Source organism: Mesorhizobium sp. M1163 (genome assembly GCF_040318415.1).
In the GTDB taxonomy this organism is placed as follows: domain Bacteria; phylum Pseudomonadota; class Alphaproteobacteria; order Rhizobiales; family Rhizobiaceae; genus Mesorhizobium.
The window spans coordinates 180705-199236 of sequence record NZ_JAMYMF010000007.1; the positions used below are offsets into that span (position 1 = coordinate 180705).

16 protein-coding genes are annotated in these 18532 nt (G+C 59.7%); 7 read left to right on the plus strand and 9 right to left on the minus strand.

The genetic code is table 11. The annotated features are described in order from the left end of the window. Positions 1-217 precede the first annotated feature (217 nt). Together NKH43_RS09650 and NKH43_RS09655 are read right to left on the minus strand one after the other, a co-directional pair. A complete protein-coding gene (locus NKH43_RS09650) occupies positions 218-1312 on the minus strand; it encodes an S-adenosylmethionine:tRNA ribosyltransferase-isomerase (protein WP_352857789.1) in 1095 nt (364 codons plus the stop codon). Next, positions 1309-2031, minus strand: a complete 723-nt coding sequence (locus tag NKH43_RS09655) for an SDR family NAD(P)-dependent oxidoreductase (protein ID WP_352857791.1) — start codon at positions 2029-2031, stop codon at positions 1309-1311. The genes NKH43_RS09650 and NKH43_RS09655 overlap by 4 nt, the downstream gene beginning before the upstream one ends. Positions 2032-2116: 85 nt before the next feature. Here NKH43_RS09655 and soxR point away from each other — a divergent pair, with 85 nt between their 5' ends. Continuing rightward, entirely contained in the window at positions 2117-2551 is a 435-nt protein-coding gene (gene soxR, locus NKH43_RS09660; protein ID WP_127862987.1) for a redox-sensitive transcriptional activator SoxR, read from the plus strand. Positions 2552-2635: 84 nt separating this feature from the next. On the opposite strand, the gene NKH43_RS09665 is transcribed toward soxR, so the two are convergent. The 7 genes from NKH43_RS09665 to NKH43_RS09695 form a co-directional block, all read right to left on the minus strand. Beyond that, the gene (locus NKH43_RS09665) at positions 2636-2995 is read right to left on the minus strand and encodes a cupin domain-containing protein (RefSeq protein WP_352857793.1); all 360 of its coding nucleotides are present in this window, start codon (positions 2993-2995) and stop codon (positions 2636-2638) included. A gap of 310 nt (positions 2996-3305) precedes the next feature. Next, positions 3306-4598 carry a calcium-binding protein gene (locus tag NKH43_RS09670; protein WP_352857795.1) on the minus strand — a complete coding sequence of 431 codons (1293 nt, stop codon included), beginning with the start codon at positions 4596-4598 and terminating at the stop codon, positions 3306-3308. Between the two features lie 96 nt (positions 4599-4694). Beyond that, the gene (locus tag NKH43_RS09675; protein WP_352857797.1) at positions 4695-6026 is read right to left on the minus strand and encodes an HlyD family type I secretion periplasmic adaptor subunit; all 1332 of its coding nucleotides are present in this window, start codon (positions 6024-6026) and stop codon (positions 4695-4697) included. Positions 6027-6052: 26 nt separating this feature from the next. Then, complete coding sequence (locus NKH43_RS09680) at positions 6053-7798, minus strand: type I secretion system permease/ATPase (RefSeq protein WP_352857799.1); 1746 nt, start codon at positions 7796-7798, stop codon at positions 6053-6055. Positions 7799-8469: 671 nt separating this feature from the next. Continuing rightward, positions 8470-9072 carry a UvrD-helicase domain-containing protein gene (locus tag NKH43_RS09685; protein WP_352857801.1) on the minus strand — a complete coding sequence of 201 codons (603 nt, stop codon included), beginning with the start codon at positions 9070-9072 and terminating at the stop codon, positions 8470-8472. Between the two features lie 251 nt (positions 9073-9323). Beyond that, complete coding sequence (locus NKH43_RS09690; RefSeq protein WP_198030546.1) at positions 9324-10400, minus strand: FAD-binding oxidoreductase; 1077 nt, start codon at positions 10398-10400, stop codon at positions 9324-9326. Positions 10401-10491: 91 nt separating this feature from the next. Beyond that, positions 10492-11349: a LysR family transcriptional regulator gene (locus NKH43_RS09695; RefSeq protein WP_023721722.1), complete on the minus strand. Its 858-nt coding sequence runs from the start codon at positions 11347-11349 to the stop codon at positions 10492-10494. A gap of 134 nt (positions 11350-11483) precedes the next feature. On the opposite strand from NKH43_RS09695, the gene NKH43_RS09700 reads away from it, so the two are divergent. The 6 genes from NKH43_RS09700 to NKH43_RS09725 all read left to right on the plus strand — a co-directional run bounded on the left by NKH43_RS09700 (position 11484) and on the right by NKH43_RS09725 (position 18287). Beyond that, positions 11484-12566 carry an amidohydrolase family protein gene (locus tag NKH43_RS09700; RefSeq protein ID WP_352643930.1) on the plus strand — a complete coding sequence of 361 codons (1083 nt, stop codon included), beginning with the start codon at positions 11484-11486 and terminating at the stop codon, positions 12564-12566. 11 nt (positions 12567-12577) lie between these two features. Continuing rightward, the gene (locus tag NKH43_RS09705; protein WP_023721725.1) at positions 12578-12931 is read left to right on the plus strand and encodes a Rieske (2Fe-2S) protein; all 354 of its coding nucleotides are present in this window, start codon (positions 12578-12580) and stop codon (positions 12929-12931) included. Positions 12932-13030: 99 nt separating this feature from the next. Beyond that, on the plus strand, positions 13031-14638 hold the full coding sequence (locus tag NKH43_RS09710; RefSeq protein ID WP_352643931.1) for an ABC transporter substrate-binding protein: 1608 nt from the start codon (positions 13031-13033) through the stop codon (positions 14636-14638). A gap of 100 nt (positions 14639-14738) precedes the next feature. Beyond that, on the plus strand, positions 14739-15785 hold the full coding sequence (locus tag NKH43_RS09715; protein WP_352857830.1) for an ABC transporter permease: 1047 nt from the start codon (positions 14739-14741) through the stop codon (positions 15783-15785). Then, positions 15782-16666, plus strand: coding sequence for an ABC transporter permease (locus NKH43_RS09720; protein WP_352857804.1), 885 nt, complete (start codon positions 15782-15784; stop codon positions 16664-16666). Before NKH43_RS09715 ends, NKH43_RS09720 begins: the two co-directional genes overlap by 4 nt. Next, on the plus strand, positions 16656-18287 hold the full coding sequence (locus tag NKH43_RS09725; RefSeq protein WP_352857806.1) for an ABC transporter ATP-binding protein: 1632 nt from the start codon (positions 16656-16658) through the stop codon (positions 18285-18287). Before NKH43_RS09720 ends, NKH43_RS09725 begins: the two co-directional genes overlap by 11 nt. Positions 18288-18532: the final 245 nt, after the last annotated feature.

The window sequence follows — 18532 nt, forward strand, 5'->3', positions numbered from 1 at the left end:
CCGGATCGCGTCCATGTTTGAGAGGTTCGCGTTGAAACAGCGCTAACGGAGAACAACCGCTGATTTGGTGGCGATCATTATGATCGCTGCCTGCGTCACTCGCAGTCAACTCTGCCGGCTGTGGAATGAGCAAGGAGCGCCAATTGCCGACCTTTCCGGCGCTTCTCCGAAGCTGACGTTCGCGGTGCGGCCGGAATGCCACCGAACCTGCCGTCACTCATAGCCACGCCTCGAGTAGAGGCTTCGTCTCGAGCACCTCGGCACGGTTCCGTTCGCGCGAGAGAAGCAGCGGTTGGCGATTGAGCAGCATGGAATCGCCGAATTCATGCGCGCGGTATCGATACGCGGTGAAGGCTGCGGAGGCCTTGGCGAGCAGAGCATCGTCGGCAAAGGCGCGCAGGAGCTCGAAGTGGCTTTCGCCGGGCTGGTGGACGCCTGTGAGAATCGCATCGACCACGCGAAGCCGCGTGCCCCGCGCGATGCGCCCTGTCGCAATGCCATTTCCGGCACGCACATTGCCGCCGGGATTGGCGGCTGCCTCAAGTGCGCGCACTACGCTCGTGCCGATTGCGATAATGCGGCTGCCGCGCAGCTTCGCCCGCGCGACCTGCGCCGCGGTGCGCCCAGGGATGCGGTATGGCTCGTCGAAGGGAAGGCGCGAGTCGAGCGCGGGATCGCCGGTAGAAGAGACGCCCGCAGCATGCGTGAGTGTTGCAAAGCCAACGTCATGCCGACGCCAGGCTTGGAGCGTGCGCCAGTCGAGCGCGAAGCCTGCCGATGGCGCCTCGAACGCGACCGGCCCGGCGGCAATCTTCGTCCAAACATCCCACAGTGCCAACGGCTCGGGAACATGCGCGTATTGGATCGGCCGGCCGTGCTGCGCCAGTCCTGCAAGCACCGCTGCGCGATTGCCTGGGAAGTGCAACTCCAGAAGGCGTGGATGGTCGAGAAGGCGCTCGACGACGGCGTCAAGCGAGCCGAGCCCGAGGCGATCGCCTGGTGACAGCGGACGTGGAGGCAGCCGGTCTTCCGTGCGCATGCGGTGATCGCCCGCGCCGAAGGCAATCGCTACGAAGCGCGTTGGATCGGGAAGTGACAGCCAGCCCGCCAGGCGGATCTCGATGGCCTCACCGCTTGGGACATGCGTGCCGTGCAAGCTGGCAGGCAAGGTCGCGGCGTCATTGGCGACGACCAGGTCGCCGGGATCGAACAGTGTCGCAAGTCCAGCTCGCGGCAGGTCGCGCATCGTGCCGTTAGCCTCGACGACCAACAGCCTGGCGGAGCGCCGATCGGGACGGTCGGCGACAATCATGCGCATGCCCCGGCGAGAAGCTCAGCGCGGACCGGCAACGCATCGAGCATCTTTTCGATGATCTCGGCAGCAGCGAGCTCGGGAGACTTCAATGTCGACGGATCGGCGTCAGGAAGCGCCAGCGCGTGCAGCGGGGTGTCCATGTCGCCGGGGTCGAGCGCGAGGTGCCGGATGCCGTCGGCCTTCGCCTCCTCGTCCCAAATCGCCGTCAGGTGAGCAAGAGCGGCCTTGCTCGCACCATACGCGCCCCAGCCGGGATAAGCGTTCACCGCCGCGTCGCTGGAGATGTTGATCACCAGCGCGCCACGGTCCTCGCGCGCGGACGCGGCAAGTGCACCGAACAGGGCTTTCGTCAGCCGGAACGCCCCGACGAGGTTGACCGCGAGCGCTTTTTCCAGCTCCTCGTACTCGGTATCGGCGAGCAGCGCCAGTGGAACGGGCCCGAGGCTCGACGCATTGTTGATCAGAACGTCGAGCCCGCCGAGGCTCGCGGTGACCTGCAACGCGATCGGGTAGATGTCGTCTTTTTTGCCGACGTCGCCGACAATGCCGTGCGCGCCCGTCTCGTCAGCGATGCGTTCGACATTCGCGGCGGTGCGAGCGACGAAGGCCACGCACGCACCCTCCGCGGTCAGCTGCCGCACAAGCGCCATTCCGAGCCCGGAGGTGCCGCCCGTAACCGCCACGCGAAGTCCCTGAAGATCAATATTCGACTGCATTGCCGGTGCTCCTTCAAGCTTTATGGCCCTTGCTACAAGTTCAAGTTAACTTGAAGTCAAGCGGGAATCGTGCTTTCGTTCATGCATGGATTCCATGCTGACCATCACCGACGTGTCACGGCGCAGCGGCGTCGCCTCATCGGCCCTGCGTTTCTACGAGGAGCGCGGGCTGATCGCGTCCGAGCGGGCCGGCTCGGGACACAGACGCTACCCGCGATCCGTGCTGCGCCGGATCGCCTTCATCGTCTTCGCGCAGCGAATTGGGCTGACGCTCGAGGAGATCGGCGCCGAACTCGCCAAGTTGCCAGCCGATCGCGTGCCGTCGCGTCGGGATTGGTCGCGGTTGTCGGGCCAGTGGACCAAGCGCATCGACCAGCGCATCGCCGAGTTGCAGCGCCTGAGGTCGGGGCTTACCGAGTGCATCGGTTGCGGCTGCCTGTCGATCGACCGGTGTAGCCTTGCAAACCCTGCCGATATGGCAGGGCGCAAGGGGCCGGGGCCGAGGTATTGGCTGGGGTGAGTTGGCGGTGTGCCTGTCACTTATCGCAGAGCTTAGCAGCGCAATACTTCGCCCAGTGCGAGACGCTGCGGCCCCGGTAACGGTTCAGCGGTGGTATTGTTCGTCGCTGACTTTCTCCATCCAGTCGACGGCCTGGCAATCGAGTGATTCCTGAATAGCAATATGCGACATTGCCGTAGTTGGGGTCGCGCCATGCCAATACATCATGATGATCCAGGAGCAGGCAGGGCGCATCGAAGAAGCTCGTCGGACGGGGCGGCGCAGCTTGTCGCGGCGCGACCAACCCTCATCATCACCTCCTGTTAGAACGCAGTTCCGTAGTGATGCGAGCGGATGGCCGCAGACATGACCTCGCACCGCGCGGCCGGCGTCTCGGAACATTAGATGCGCGTCACCCGATCCGGGCTTTGGGATTTTGCGACTGAACGACAGCAACAGGGTCATTGTTACGCGCTCGCCAAGCGGAAGAACGCGCCAGAAGCGGGCGCTCTGCATCCCGAAACTAACGTCTCAACAGGGGCCGGCAGCAGACTGTCAGCTTTTGTCTCCGTGGCAAGACAGCTGACGTTCAACTTCCGGGGACCGAGGTCGCGAACTGACCCTGAGCCGTCTGGCGGCAGCAGATGCCGTTGAAGCGCACGCGCTGGCCGTGGATCTCGACCGTGTCGCCATCAATCACGGACGCGATGCCAGGCAATTTGTCCCGCTTGGGATTGCATTGAGGGGCGGCTTGTGCGCCGCCCCTCACCGTGGGTTACACCAGAGCGCCGAAGAGGAAGTCCGCCTGTGTGATATGCGCCGCCGCTGACGCGCTTACCGACACGTTGAGGTCGAGAGTGCCGGCGTCGTCGCTAAAACTGATGAGGTCGACGGCGGAACCGTCGACAACCTTTACTACGGTACTGTCGACAGAGAGATTGTGCGCGTGGAGATAATCGAGGGCCGACTGTGCCGAGTTGAAGTCGACATCTTGCAGAAATGTGGTGTCGTTGGTGTCCCTTAAGTCGATTTTGTCCTCGCCGTGCTTGAAATCCGTGATGATGTCATGTTGCCCGTCGACGAGCGCCGGATAGTTGCCACCGTGGAAGGGTTCCGAGTGGAAGACAAAGGTGTCGTTGCCGGCACCTCCCGTCATGGTGTCGCTCCCGGAATTTGCGTAGATGGTCGCTTTACCACCGTCGATAATGTCGTTGCCGGACCCGCCCTCGATGGTGTCGTCACCAAGGAAACCGATGATGGTGTCGTTGCCGCCGTCGCCGTAGAGAAAATTAGCTCTGCCGGATGGGAGAAACATTGCGTCGCCTTGGATGTAGTCGTCCCCTTGGCCCCCGTGAATAGTGTCGCTGCTGTTCCTATTCATGCTATTGCTGTCTCCGAATAGAATATCGTTACCGGCACCGCCGTTGATAATGTCCTGGCCCTCGCTGCCTGTGATGGTGTCGTTGCCGGCGTCGCCGTTGAATATGCCGCCATCGCGGCCGGCCCTGATAGAATCGTTGCCGTCACCGCCGTTGACTATGTCGAAACCCGGGGAGTAGTGGGCTTGGTTATCGTCACTGGCAATGATGGAGTCATCACCGGCCCCACCGTTCAAGATATCATTACCGTCACTGCCTCTGATAAAGTCGTTACCGGCACCGCCGTTGATGGTGTCGTTACCGAAACCGCCGTATAGGGAATCGTCGCCGGTACCACCGTCGAGAGAATCGTCACCGGCACCGCCGTCCAGCCAATCGTTGCCGCCGCCGCCGTGCAGGAAATCGTTACCGCCGCCGCCCTCAAGATGGTTGAGAAGATCATCGCCGATCATTCTGTCCGAGAATTCCGAACCGGTGTAAACACGGAGATAATCCCCGGTGGGGTTTGTAAAATCGGTGGTGTATGCGACCCCGTTACTACCGGCGAAGTAACTGGCCTCCTTGGAGACTGTCGCGCTCGGAGGGTTCTCTTCGAGCTGGACTGTGTGCGTGCGAAGATTCAAGTCGACGCTTGCGTCTGACAGTGAGAAATCTGGACCGATTGATACTAACACTGGATTCTTTGCCATGATAGTCTCCTCCTTGCGCACACAATTGTGCGTGTTATAACTCTATAGTGTTTGGTATATACATGCGTCTTTGATCCGTGTCCTCCGTTGTTGTGATTATTTCTCGCGCAATGAGCGACGGATGTTTTGCGTGAGCGGTTCGGCGAGATAAGCCAGGACCGTGCGGATGCCGGTCTTAATCATGGCCTCGCTCGCCATACCAGGCAGCAACTTGCGACCGTCGAGCTTGGCTAGTTCGCTCTTGTTGATTACCAATGTCGCGGAGAAGTAAGGAGCGTTGGTGCGCTCATCCACCAATCGGTCGGCCGACACCGTTTCCACAACTCCGTCGAGCTGTGGCAGGTTGTATTTGGCGAAGGCCGGGAAGCTGACGTATGCGGTCTGGCCGGGGGCGATCGTCTCGACGTCTTCGGGCTTGACCATAGTCTCGATTACCAGCTTCTCGCCGAGCGGCACGACTGTCATCAGCGTGTCACCGGGTTTCACCACACCGCCCGCCGTGTGAACTTTCACGTCCATCACGATTCCGTCGACGGGAGCGGTGATGTCGGTGCGCTTGAGGATATCCCCGGCCGCGCGCGCTTGCTGTCGGAAGTCGAACAGCTCCGCCTCGACCTTGCTCAATTCGTCAACTGACTCGTTCAATTGTTGAGTTGTTAGGTTTAGAATTTGCATGTCGATTTCGGCGATAGAGCTGCGGGCGCGGGCGATCGACGCGACATTCGTGGCGCGTTCTCCCTCGGTCTGTCGTTGTTGCTGGGTGAGCGTCAAGTTTCGTTCGCGTGTGGTGAGCCCCTTTTTAAGTAATACTTCGAGGTCTTTGTTCTCGTTCTCGAATGCCGCAATCTGCTTGTCCTCAGTGGCGATAAGCTGTTGCAGTCCGGTAATTTGCTCGGCTGTCTGTTGACGGCGTTCGTCGAGGATTCCCTTCTCGTCTTTCAGGTTACGGTGCTTCGCATTGAAGACGTCACGTTGGGTGGCTACCGCGTCCTTGACGGCCGGGTCCGGGTTGTCGAGCAATGCTTGGTCGAACTCGGTTGTGTCCTTGCCGTCGCGTTCGGCCCGGAGACGGGCGACGAGTGCCTCGCGTGTGGCGATTTTGTTTTGGATCGAGTCAAGTAGAGCCTTGGCTTGCGTGTTGTCGAGGCGGATGAGTACTTTACCCCTCTTGACGATATCTCCGTTGACGGCGTTCAGTTCGGCGATAATGCCGCCCTCGAGGTGCTGGATGAGTTTGCGGTCACCGTCAACCTTGACCACCCCGGTCGTCACTGCGGCGCTGTCGAGCGGTGCCAAGGACGCCCACCCGCCGGCCACGCCGAAGAACAGGAACATGATCGAGAAACCGGTGTACGTGACGGCTCTGAGACGGAGCGGTTGCAATGTCGGTGTGGGTGGTACTGGCGCGGGGAGAGAGACGATGTTCATATCTTTGCTTCCCGAGTTTGTGCGGGTCATGACGTGACTGCCGTGACGTAATTGGTGTTGGGCAGCTGGGCCACTCTCTTGGCGCGGGCGGTGAGTTCGTTGAAGACTGTGTCACGCGCCCCGAATAATTCTTGTTGACCCCGGTTGAGGACCAGTACCTTGTCGACTTTGTCCATGATGCTCGGTCGGTGTGCGATCAGAATAATTGTGGTGCCCGTCGCCTTGACTGCGCCGATGACGGCCATCAGTGCGTCTTCGCCCTCGCGGTCGAGGTTGGAGTTCGGTTCGTCCAAGATGATGAGTGTCGGGTCGCCGTAGAGTGCCCGCGCCAATCCGATTCGTTGGCGCTGTCCGCCTGACAACGATGCGCCTGACTCACCGACTTGAGTTTCGTACCCTTTCGGCAGGCCCTTGATCAATTCGTGAACGCCCGCCAGTTGCGCGGCCTTGACTACGTTGTTGAAGACTGCGGGGCTGAGCTTCGTGAAGCGAGCGATGTTCTCGGAGATTGTGCCGGCGAACAACTCGATGTCCTGCGGCAAATACCCGACGTGCCGACCACGGTCCTCGGCGGCCCATTCGGCGACGTCCATACCGTCGAGCAAAGCGCGGCCGGCTGATGGGCGCCAAGCACCGGCGAGCACACGTGCCAGACTTGTCTTACCGGATGCGCTCGGCCCGATTAGTGCCATCACTTCACCGGGCTTGAGTTGGAAACTCACACCTTTCAAAACATGCTCGCCGCCACCGTGCCGGGCGAGGATGATACTCTCTGCCTCAAACTTTCCTTGTGGGCGTGGCAACGACAACCCTGCTTTTGCCTCGGGTCGCTGGCCGACGAACGCAGTGAGACGCTTGTAAGCGGCACGTGCCCCGAGTGTCGCTTTCCACGTGCCGATTGCTTGCTCCACCGGGGCCAACGCGCGACCCATCAAGATTGAGGATGCGATCATGACGCCGGGAGAGGCCTCGTTTTGCAACACTAGATAAGAGCCGAGGCCGAGGACTGCCATTTGCAAGGCCATCCTCCAGAAACGGGCGACTGACGCGATGGCGCTGGCGCGGTTGCCGGCGGTGGCTTGTCCGGTGCTCGCTTCATCTTGCTGCTCTTGCCAACTATCGAGCAATGGCCGCAGCATACCCATGGCCTGGACGACCTCGGCGTTGCGGACTGCCGACTCAGCTTGGGTGAAAGCTCGTGCCTGTGCGTTACTGGCCTCTGTCAGCGGTTTGCGGGTGGCAAGTTCGTTGAGCAATGCAAGCGCAAACAACACAGACCCGCCGGCCAGCGCCAACCAACCGAGCCACGGGTGCATGAAGAAGATGGCGATGAAGAAGATAGGTGCCCACGGTGCGTCGAGGATCGGGTAGATGCTTGGGCTGGTGAAGAAACTCCGCACTTGATCAAGATCGCGGAGAGATCGCGCGCTACCTTGACCCGGTGCGGCGGCCGCCTGCTCCACTGACGCGGTCAACAGGACTGGCGCCAGCCTCGCGTTCATCCACGCGCCGACGGTTGACAGCAGGCGGGCGCGTACTACTTCGAGCCCGGCCATTGTCAGGATAGCCGCGCCGGCCATTAACGACAACGCTACCAACGTTTCCACGCTGTGGCTGGACAGCACGCGGTGGTAGACTTGAAGCATGTAGAACGAGCTGGTGAGCATCAGTATGTTGATGCCGGCGCTGAACCAGATAAGCGGTTTGATGGCGCGTTTGGCCTCTTTCATCACCGCTCGCAGAGCGGGAGTCTGTTGGTCGCTTGTTTTCATGATGGCAATGGCGCCCGTTTTCCCGCGGGCTCCCGCGGGCGCACACGCTAATCTCGCTGTTGCTCTCTGAAATCCTTCAAAGGGATGATGCGCCGATAACGAGAGCGGCCCGCCTTTCGCGAGGCACAGCAGCAAGCTGAGGTCGAGCTATTTCGGGAGAGGGTGCAAAAGCGCCGCCTGCAGGCCACAGCGAGCCGCCAGGAGACGCATTGCCCTCACACGAAATGATGCGCGATCTCATTCAACCGATGGATGATCGCAGCACAGCGATCGCCGCAAATGCTTGCTCTACAACCTCAAGCGCCCGTCCTTCTACACACCGCAAAACAGGAGCTTTCATAATGCACGACTTGCTGGTCAGTGGTGCGATCCTGCTAGTAACGGTAATTCACCTCACCCTAACCATCGAAGCAATTGTCACGCGGCCGGTAGCGGGCAAGCCGATCGCGCGCTGGTGAGATCTCCTGCCGGCGCCTAAGCCACCATTCGGCTTAGTTCGCGCTTGCGGATGGCTGGAAGAGTTGGGGCCTCGTAGTCGCTGCCAACGTCCCCTTCTAGGAAATGACTCAGTTGGTCTCAGCGTCTGAAATGCGGCGCGATCCAGTCCGACCACTCCAAGGATTCAAACGGGGCGTTTACTGACTGACGGGTTTCGGGCGGCTTGCCCATAGCTACCGAAGCTTCAAGGCACGCTTCGCGCCTACCTTCGTGCCCGCGTTCCAAGCCTTTCGATGCTGCTCCGCAGGGTCATACTGTGAAAGCCCCATCTCTTCGAAGCTGTTATTATATCCAGAGATTGCTATAGTATATCTACTCATCCGGACCCAAGAAAAACGCCTATAAGGACGAGCGCCAGGTCCCACGACTTTTACTCCAAAGTCGCGAAGCCCGCGCGATATGGGGTACAGCGCGGCCCAGCTCTTAGCGAGGATAGCAGACCTTCCCAGCGGCAGCCCCATCCTGTTGATCGCTGGCAGGAACTCTTCGGTGATGGCGTCGAATGTCCGGTCGGTTGTGATGAGATGAGCCGGCTCGGTGCAGACCTTGTTTTTCCCCTCACTGGTCATCGCCGGGGCCCGGGGAAAGAGACGCTCGGCTTGCTCAACAACTGGGGCACTGGATCGGAAATTCCACGACAGCGATAGATCGCGCTTGGCACCGATCTCGTCCGCAAAGGAATCGATCAACTCCGGACGTGCCCCCGCGAACCCAAAAATGGATTGCGCCGGATCACCGACCAGAAAGAACGTGGACCGTAAGTTCACGTAAGTCACCGGGTTCGCCAACGCATCCGAGTAGCTGCGAAGAATCCGGCTGGGCTGACCACCACTTGCCCTTTGTCTTGGTTGCAAAGACAGCCAATTGGGCACTCGTTCCCTAGCGATTGTGCACGAGACGATCTCGCTGGTGAAAGTGGTAGGCGGAAAAACAGGTTCCGAAACGCTAACGACTTGCGGTCGCATTAGTATGGCTTGGTCATGGAACGCAAAAGGCTGACCCGATTTCGTCCCGCGATGCGGTACAGTTAGAGATCAAGCAAAACGTCGCCATGTGGGCGGCTGCAGCACGCCAGGATGTAGCCTGCCGATTGATCCTCCAAGGTCAGCCCGCCCAGGTCGTCCATGACGACTTCGCCGGACAGCTTGGCGATCCGGCAGGTACCGCAAACTCCCTGCTGGCAGGCGGTGGGGATGTGGACGCCACATTGGCGCGCCGCTTCCAGCAGGGTCTCTCCGGGCGCACAGTGATGCGCAATGCCGGAGCGGGCGAAGCGGACCGAAGACGACACCTTTGAAGCCGTTACCGAAGGCGAACTGTTGCCGCCTCCGAAACTCTCCTCATGATACTGTGAAGGGGTGAGGCCGATTGCGTCCAGGCAGGCGCGTGCCGCCTTCATATACGACTCCGGCCCACAGGCAAAAACCGTGCGGCTGAGTAGATCGGGAACCAAGGTCAGGAGCATCTCACGATTAATTCGCCCGGTTGGACCCGTCCATGCCGGGTCATCCTGACTGCAAATGCTAGTCACTTGAACATTGGGAAAGCGAGCGGCAAGTGCGTCCAGTTCGAGCCGAAAGATGATGTCGTCCGGCGTTCTCGCACTGTGAATGAAGCGGATATCCTGGTCGGCTGCCCGGTCGGTAAGTGTGCGCAGCATTGACATGACGGGAGTTATCCCGCTGCCACCCGAAAGGAAGAGGGACTTTGCATGCGGCAGATCGTCGAGATTGAACGAGCCGAGCGGCCCTTCGATCTCGATCCCATCACCCGGCTTCAAATTATCATGGAGCCAATTCGAAACGAGCCCGCCCGGCGTCCGTTTCACGGTGATCTGCAGGTCGAGCGGTCGCGTCGGAGGTGACGAAACGGAGTAGGAGCGCGTCACCGCGGCACCGTTGATCCTCAGGTGCACAAGAACATACTGGCCAGCGCTGAAGCAGAACATCCGATCTGAGGCGGGTGTGAGAACGAACGTTTTCACATCGTGCGTTTCGTCGATCACGCGCCGGCAGAGCGCAAGTTGTGGTGTGGTCTGTGCCCACTGTCGGTGACGCTTCGTCGGGACGAAGCCGGAGGTTCCAAAGGCCGCGTGTGCATTCATCATTCAACTCGGGTTTGAAGTCGAGCCAAGATGCCACTTCAACACCCGCTGAACAGCCGCGCAATCCTGCCTTTATGATCGGCAATTTCGATTAAACTTCCAGAGACATTACAGCGACCTGGAGAGCTCGGATGCCTTTGCGAATGATGGGTTCGTGTTTGCGGCGCGCGAGTATGGCGGTGTGGACTGGCTGGTACAGCGTCGGCGCTCCCTCGACCAGGAACGATGGGAGTTCAGCAGTGAACCTGCGCGCATCGTCGCTGCGCATATAGCAGGTGCCACCCGTGCGTCGGAGCATGATCTCCGCCAGAGTTTCCGATCCCGTCGAAAGCCGGCAGATCGCCAACTCGGCCAGCAACTCTGCGTGCGTCTTTTCCAGCACGGCCGTGTAGCCCGGGCGAATGTAGGTTTCGGGGTCGACGTCGGACAGCGTTCTGGCAGCCGTCGAAACCATCACATATTCCTCGACCATCAGATGTTCGTAGGCGATCTCAGGCAGGTAACGAGGCGCATAAAGCACGGCGATATCCAGATTTCCCATGCTTAGGTCGCTTACCATCTGGTTCGAATAGTCCGACTCGACATGGATCGAGGATTTGGGAAGCGCCTGGCACAGTGTCTCGACCCATCCCGGCAGGACCGAGCGGGTCATGCCTACCTGTGCGGCGATGCGCAAGGTGCCCTCGAAACGGTTGAACGCTCGCACGTCGTGTCGAGCTTGCGACCAGGTCGACAGCAGGGATCTGGCGTAGGCCTCGAACCGCCGCCCTGCGGCTGTCGGCTCAGCACCGGCACGCCCGCGCTGAAAGAGCTCCGACCCGATCGCACTCTCCAGATTCTTGATGCGGGTGCTGATCGTCGACTGGGTCAATCCCAACCGATCGGCGGTACGGTTGAAGTTTCGTGACTCGATGATGTCGAGAAAGGTTTCGATGTGATCTAGCTGCACGTGACCTCCGATCGAAAAAACCGATCATATTGCCCAGGATCATAAGCTTGATCAAACAATACTCAAGGCGGAAGCTGCACTCAGTGAAAATCGGCCGGCAGATCGACCAGGCTGAAGCTACGGAGCTGAGCAACGTGTTCATAGTCGACTGCGATTGTCACAATTACTGGTCAAGCGCGACCGTATTGGAGCCTTACCTTTCCGGCCTATGGAAGGACATGTTCGTTGAAGGCGAGAAGACAGGTCCCGTTGGCGCCTTCCCGCATGGCCATCGTCCCTGGTTTCATCCGCAGGACTTCTCCCGCAAGGACGTCCGTCCGAAAACAGAAGCCGACAACTATCTCATCATGAAGGAAAAGCACCTCGACAAGTACAAGGTCGACGTGGCGATCCTGACCGGCGATGAGCCGATCGAGGCTTCCACCCTCGCCAATCCCTATTATGCCAGCGCCCTCGTCAGCGCCTACAATGACTACCAGATCGACCAGTGGCTGCCGAAGGACGATCGCTTCATGGGCTCGATCATCATCGCGCCACAGGATCCGAAGCTCGCGGCCGCCGAGATACGCCGTCTGGGCAATCATCCGCGCATGGTTCAGGTTCTTGCCTCGCAAGGCTCCGTCAAGCCCTATGGCGATCCGTTTTACCATCCGATCTTTGAGGCTTGCGCCGAAGTAGGGCTGCCCTTTGCCATCCATCTGGGCGGCCATGGCGGCGTGAATTCGACCGCGATTGCTCCGGCCCCGACGACATTCTTCTGGGAGACCCATGCCATCCTGCACATGTCGGCGATTTCGCATGTCGCAAGTATGATTGCGCATGGCGTCTTCGAAAAATGGCCGGACCTCTACTTCGTCGTCATCGAATGCGGCGTCGCCTGGGTGCCGTCGGTATTGTGGCGCCTGGACGCGGATTACAAAGCGCTGCGCAAAGAGACGCCATGGCTGAAGATGCTGCCGTCCGAATATTGCCGGCGCAACATCCGCTTTTCCACGCAGCCGCTGGAGCAACCCGCAAACATTCAGCATCTCTGGTCCACTCTCGAAGCGATGGACGGCGAAAATACGCTGATGTTTGCCTCCGACTATCCGCATTGGGATTACGACGATGCCAACACGCTGCAAATCCCTCCTGCCTGGAAGAGCAAGATCATGGGGCTGAATGCGCTGGAGGTTTACAAACGCATCCCCCGCGCGCAAGCGGCGAATGCCGCCTGAGGAAGCAGACGATGCCCGAGAAGACATATATTTGCCGTGTCGACGAGATCGAAACCGGATCTGCCTTCATCGCCAAGATCCGCAGCCTTTCGGTTGGCGTTTTCCGCATCGGAGATTCATTCCACGCGCTGCTGAATGTTTGTCCGCACCGCGGCGCTCCGCTTTGCGAGGGGCCGCAATGCGGAACAACTGCACCGGTCGAAGAGGCGCAATTCATCTATCACCGCGAAAACGAGATCGTGCGCTGCGCCTGGCATGGCTGGGAATTCGACATCAAATCAGGCGCGGCCCTGGTCGATCCGTCCGTTCGCGCGCGCACATTTCCAGTAACCGTCGAGGCGGGCAGCATCTATGTGACGGCCTGATTGAGGTACGGATTCGAAGAGTAGAAGAAAGGTGATCGAAACTAACTTCACAGGTGCTTGACGAACAATAACGCGGAAAATCCGTAATGGGAGAGTCAAATGTCAGAATCTGAATACAAGCTTGGTATCGCTCAAAGCCTGATTGGTCACGGCAAGATTTCCCGCCGTGACTTCATTCATCTTGGGCTGGCCGCTGGGCTGACGGTCACCGCTGCGGACAAGCTCTTTGTCAGCACGGCCCGGGCCGAACCGCTGCAGGGCGGCTTCGCCAAGCTCGGCATGGCACATGGCGCAACGACGGATTCGATCGATCCGGCCGGCTACCCGGACACATTCACACAGACGGCATTCTCCGGCTCGATGTCCAACAGCCTCACCGAGGTCGACGCGAAAGGCAACGTCCAACCGGATCTTGCCGAGAGCTTTGAATCATCCGATGGCGCCAAAACCTGGGTCTTCAAGCTGCGCAAGGGCGCAACCTTCCACAATGGCAAGAATGTGACGGCGGACGATGTCGTGACTTCGCTGCGCTATCATATGGGCGACGAAACCAAATCGGCGGCGAAGCCGCTGCTTGAGCCCGTGGCCAGCATCAAGGCTGATGGCCCGGAGACGGTTGTCTTCACGCTGAAGAGCGGCAACGCCGATTTCCCCTACATCATGAGTGACTACCATCTGGTCATCATGCCGGCCAAGGACGGCAAGGCGGATTGGGGATCGGGCGTTCGCACCGGTGCTTTCGTGCTTGAGAATTTCCAGCCCGGAGTTTCGGCAAAACTCAAGCGCAATCCGAACTACTTCAAGAACGGCAAACCCTATCTCGACGAGGTGGAGTTCATCGCCATCACCGATCTCGCCGCTCGCATGGCCGCGCTATCGACAGGGGAGGTGGACTATATTGGCCGCGCCGACCTCAAGACCCTCGGCATGTTGAAACGCAATCCCAAGGTGGAGATCGTCGAGGTCACCGGCTATGGCCACTATACCTTGCCGATGAATGTCACGGTTGCGCCGTTCGACAATCCAGACGTCCGAATGGCTTTGAAATGGGCGATTAACCGTCAGGAGATCGTCGACAAGATCTTTCTCGGCCACGCCACGGTGGCCAACGACAACCCGATCGCGCCGGCGATCAAATTCGCTACGAATCCGCAGCCCCAACACAGTTTTGATCCCGAAAAAGCCAAGCACTATCTGAAAAAGGCCGGAATGGAAAAGCTGAAGGTGGACCTCTCGGTCGCCGATGCCGCCTTTGCCGGCGCTGTGGACGCGGCTGCCCTCATCCGCGAGACGGCAGCCCAGTGCGGCATCGACGTAAACGTCGTGCGTGAGGCCGAGGACGCCTATTGGGACAATGTCTGGCTCAAGAAACCTTGGTGCGCTTCCTATTGGAGCGGTCGCGCGACGGCCGACTGGATGTTCACGCAAGCCTTCGCCGCAGACTCCAGCTGGAACGAGTCGTTCTGGAAAAATCCCCGCTTCAACGAGTTGCTTGTCCAGGCGCGCGCCGAGACGGACGAGGCCAAGCGGGCGGCAATGTATGCCGAGATGCAGCAACTGACCCATGATGATGGCGGCAGCATCGTGCTGGTGTTCAACAATTTCGTCAGCGCCAAATCCAATAAGCTCGCACATGGCGAGGTGGCGCCGAACTGGGAGAATGATGGATTGAAGATGGCCGAACGCTGGTGGATCGCCACTGCGTGAGAGTGCGGGCCGGACCCGCGATGGCTATTAGGCTCCGGCTTGCAACCGCGTGCCCTGACTGGTGTGGCAGGGCGGCGGCAGCAACGGGAAACGCGTACCCATGAACCCCGTCGCAAGAACGGTTCTGCAGCGCCTCGGCCTCGGCCTGGTCACGCTGTTCATCGTGTCCATCATCATCTTCTCTGCGATTGCAATGCTGCCGGGCGACTTCGCCAAGGCGATGCTCGGGCAATCGGCGACACCCGAAACGGTCGTCGCCTTCCAGCGAGAAATCGGCATCGACCGTCCGCCTGTCGAGCGCTACTTCGTCTGGGTCGGGCAGATGCTCCACGGTGATTTCGGCTCTTCATTCGCGAGCCGCACCGGGTACCGGCGCACCGTGGCCGAGATCATCGCGCCACGCCTCTACAACACGATGTTCCTAGCAGCGATGACCGCGCTGATAGCAGTTCCGCTGGCCCTGGGACTGGGCATCCTCGCTGCGCTCTACCGCAATGGCTGGTTCGACCGGCTGGTGAACGCAGTGACGCTGACAACCATTTCGTTCCCGGAGTTTTTCGTCGCTTATATGCTTGCCTATCTCGTCATCTCGCGCGACACGTTCATCGGATCCGAGTTCGCACAGTCCCTGCCGCACTGGCTTGCGGTCTTACTGAACTGGATACTCAATGCAGTTCCCAAGTTCCCGACATTGTCGAATGTGAACGATCAGACGCCCTTCTGGGAGCATGTCTGGAGAGTAGCCTTGCCTGCGATTACGCTTACGCTCGTAATCGTTGCCCACATGATGCGAATGACACGAGCGGCGATCATCAACATGCTGGCAAGCCCATATATCGACATGGCGCGTCTCAAGGGAATGTCGCCCATGGCCATCGTACTCAGGCATGCCTTGCCCAACGCATGGGCTCCGATCGTCACGGTGGTGGCGTTCAATCTTGCTTATCTCGTCGTCGGAGTGGTCGTGGTCGAAGTGGTATTCGTCTATCCCGGCATCGGTCAGCTGATGGTTGACGCGGTCAAATCAAGGGATGTTCCGGTTGTCCAGGCCTGCGCCCTGATTTTCGCCGCGACCTACATCCTGCTCAATCTGACCGCCGATATTATTTCCATCGCCACCAATCCAAGACTCTTGCATCCACGATGACCAGCTACGAACCCATCGCTCAGGTTCACAGGCTGAGGCGCTCGCGCGCCATCCGTGCGAAAACGGCGCTGAAGAAGGCACCCTTCAGTGCATGGTTCGGCATCCTCGTGATCCTCGGTTATGTCATCGTTGCGGTGTTCGCGCATTGGATAGCCCCATTCGGCGAAACGCAGGTCTTCAGCGAAGCCTTTGCACCGTGGAGCCAGCAGTTCAAATTGGGAACCGACCAGCTCGGCCGGGACATGCTCACGCGCCTGATTTACGGTGCGCGCAACACCATCGGTATCGCCGTCGCGACCACATTGCTGTCCTTCGCGGTCGGCGTCTCGCTCGGCCTTCTTGCCGCATTGTATAGGGGATGGCTCGACCAGATACTGTCGCGTGCGGTGGACGTGTTGATGTCGATCCCAAGCCTGATCTTCGCCCTGGTGCTGCTCTCGATCTTCGGCTCGTCGATCACCAGCCTGATAATCATCATTGCGCTGCTCGATTCCACCCGCGTCTTTCGGCTCGCACGCGCCGTCGGGCTTAACGTGGCAGTGATGGAATATGTCGAGGTGGCGCGATTGCGCGGCGAAGGCCCGAAATGGATCATCGCCAAGGAAATCCTTCCCAATGTGATGCCGCCGCTGGTCGCGGAGTTCGGTTTGCGATTTTGCTTCGTATTCCTCACGATCGCGGCACTGTCCTTCCTGGGCGTCGGTATTCAGCCGCCGACCGCTGATTGGGGGTCGATGGTGCGCGAGAATGCGACCCTGATCACCTACGGTGATGTCACGCCGCTGCTGCCGGCCGGCGCGATTGCCCTCCTTACAGTCTCCGTGAATTTCGTCGTCGACTGGTTCCTGCACGCAACCAGCGGGTTGCGCGATGAAAGGTAGCGGTCCGGGCTCGCGCGAAAAAGGCAAGGATCTGCTGCAGATCCGCAACCTACATGTCGAGGGTTTCTCGGACGAGCGGTGGCATCCCATTGTCCGTGGGGTCGATCTGGCGCTGAAGCGGGGGGAGGTTCTTGGCCTGATCGGCGAGTCAGGCGCCGGCAAATCCACCATTGGCCTCGCCGCGATGGGTTACGCCAAGCCGGGCTGCCGTATCACACAGGGCTCGATCCTGTTCGACGGGACTGATCTTCTGGCCCTCAGCGAAACAGGGCGCAGCCGCCTCAGAGGCTCCCGTATCGCCTATGTCGCGCAAAGCGCAGCGGCCTCTTTCAATCCGGCCCACCGACTCCTCGATCAGACTGTCGAAACAGTCGTGGCGCATGGGATTGCCAGCCGAGAGAAAGCGAACCGGAGTGCCGTCGATCTCTATCGCCGTCTTCAGCTTCCAGATCCGGAGACCATCGGCTTTCGCTATCCTCATCAGGTTTCCGGCGGACAGTTGCAACGGGCAATGACCGCCATGGCGATGGCTTGCCGTCCGGACCTCATCGTCTTTGACGAGCCAACGACGGCGCTCGATGTGACGACGCAGGTCGAAGTTCTCGCCTCCATTCGCAACATCGTGGAGGAATTCAACACCGCTGCAATCTATGTGACGCATGATCTGGCGGTGGTGGCGCAAATGGCGGACCGGATCATGGTTTTGCGCCATGGACTTACCGTGGAGGAGGCAGAAACGCGCCAGATGCTCGCCTCGCCCAGCCAGGAATATACTAAGACGCTCTGGGCCGTGCGCAAGCTCGCCAAGCCCGAAGTTCCGGCCGATGACTATCTGCTTACGATAGACAACGTCACGGCGGCCTACGGCCGGGCGGTTAAGGTGCTCCAGGATGTCTCCATCAAAGTTCCACGTGGAAGAACGGTGGCTGTGGTCGGCGAATCCGGTTCCGGGAAATCGACGCTCGCTCGCGTTGTTACCGGCCTGCTGCCGCCGCTTTCGGGATCGATTTCCTTTGCTGGCCAGGCCCTTTCCAAGACCCTGAAGGCGCGCCCAAAAGAGATCTTGCGCCGCATACAGATGATTTATCAAATGCCCGACAACGCCCTAAATCCGCGCCAGACGGTCGAAGAAGTCATAGCTCGTCCGCTTGAATTCTACATCGGCCTCAAGGGTGCACAGCGGGATAGGCGGATCGGCGAACTCATGCACATGGTCGAGATGAGCGAAACTTACCTGGATCGTCTGCCGGCCGAACTGTCGGGGGGTCAGAAGCAGCGCGTTTGCATCGCCCGAGCGTTGGCTGCCGATCCGGAACTCATCATCTGCGACGAAATCACGTCCGCGCTCGACCAGATTGTGCAGGAGGAAATCCTGAAGCTCTTAATGCGGCTTCAGCGCGAGCTCGGCATGAGCTACATTTTCATCACCCATGACATTGCCACCGTGCGAGCGATCGCCGACGAGATTGTGGTCATGCACCAGGGGAAAATCGTCGAGCAGGGATTAAAGAGCGAAGTTCTCACGCCGCCGCATGCCCCCTATACCGAACGGCTTTTGTCCTCCGTGCCGGAAATGGATCCCGATTGGCTCACAAGGCTGCTCGCCAGCCGGAGGATGTGATCGTCGGGCAGAGCGTCGCGTGTCTTCCATATCGCCACCATTTTACAGCTTGGCGGTCGGCCGTACGGAACAATGCGGGAAAATTGGCGGTTCTCGCCGCACCAACTGCAGAGCCTGCTTCTCGGCAAAGCGGTCGGGTTGGTTGGGGCCAAGGGAACAAACCCCCCCCCAATTAAGACGGTTTTTTTTAACCCCCCCATGTAGGGGGTTGGGAATTAAAAAAAATATGGGGGGGGGGGCAGGCG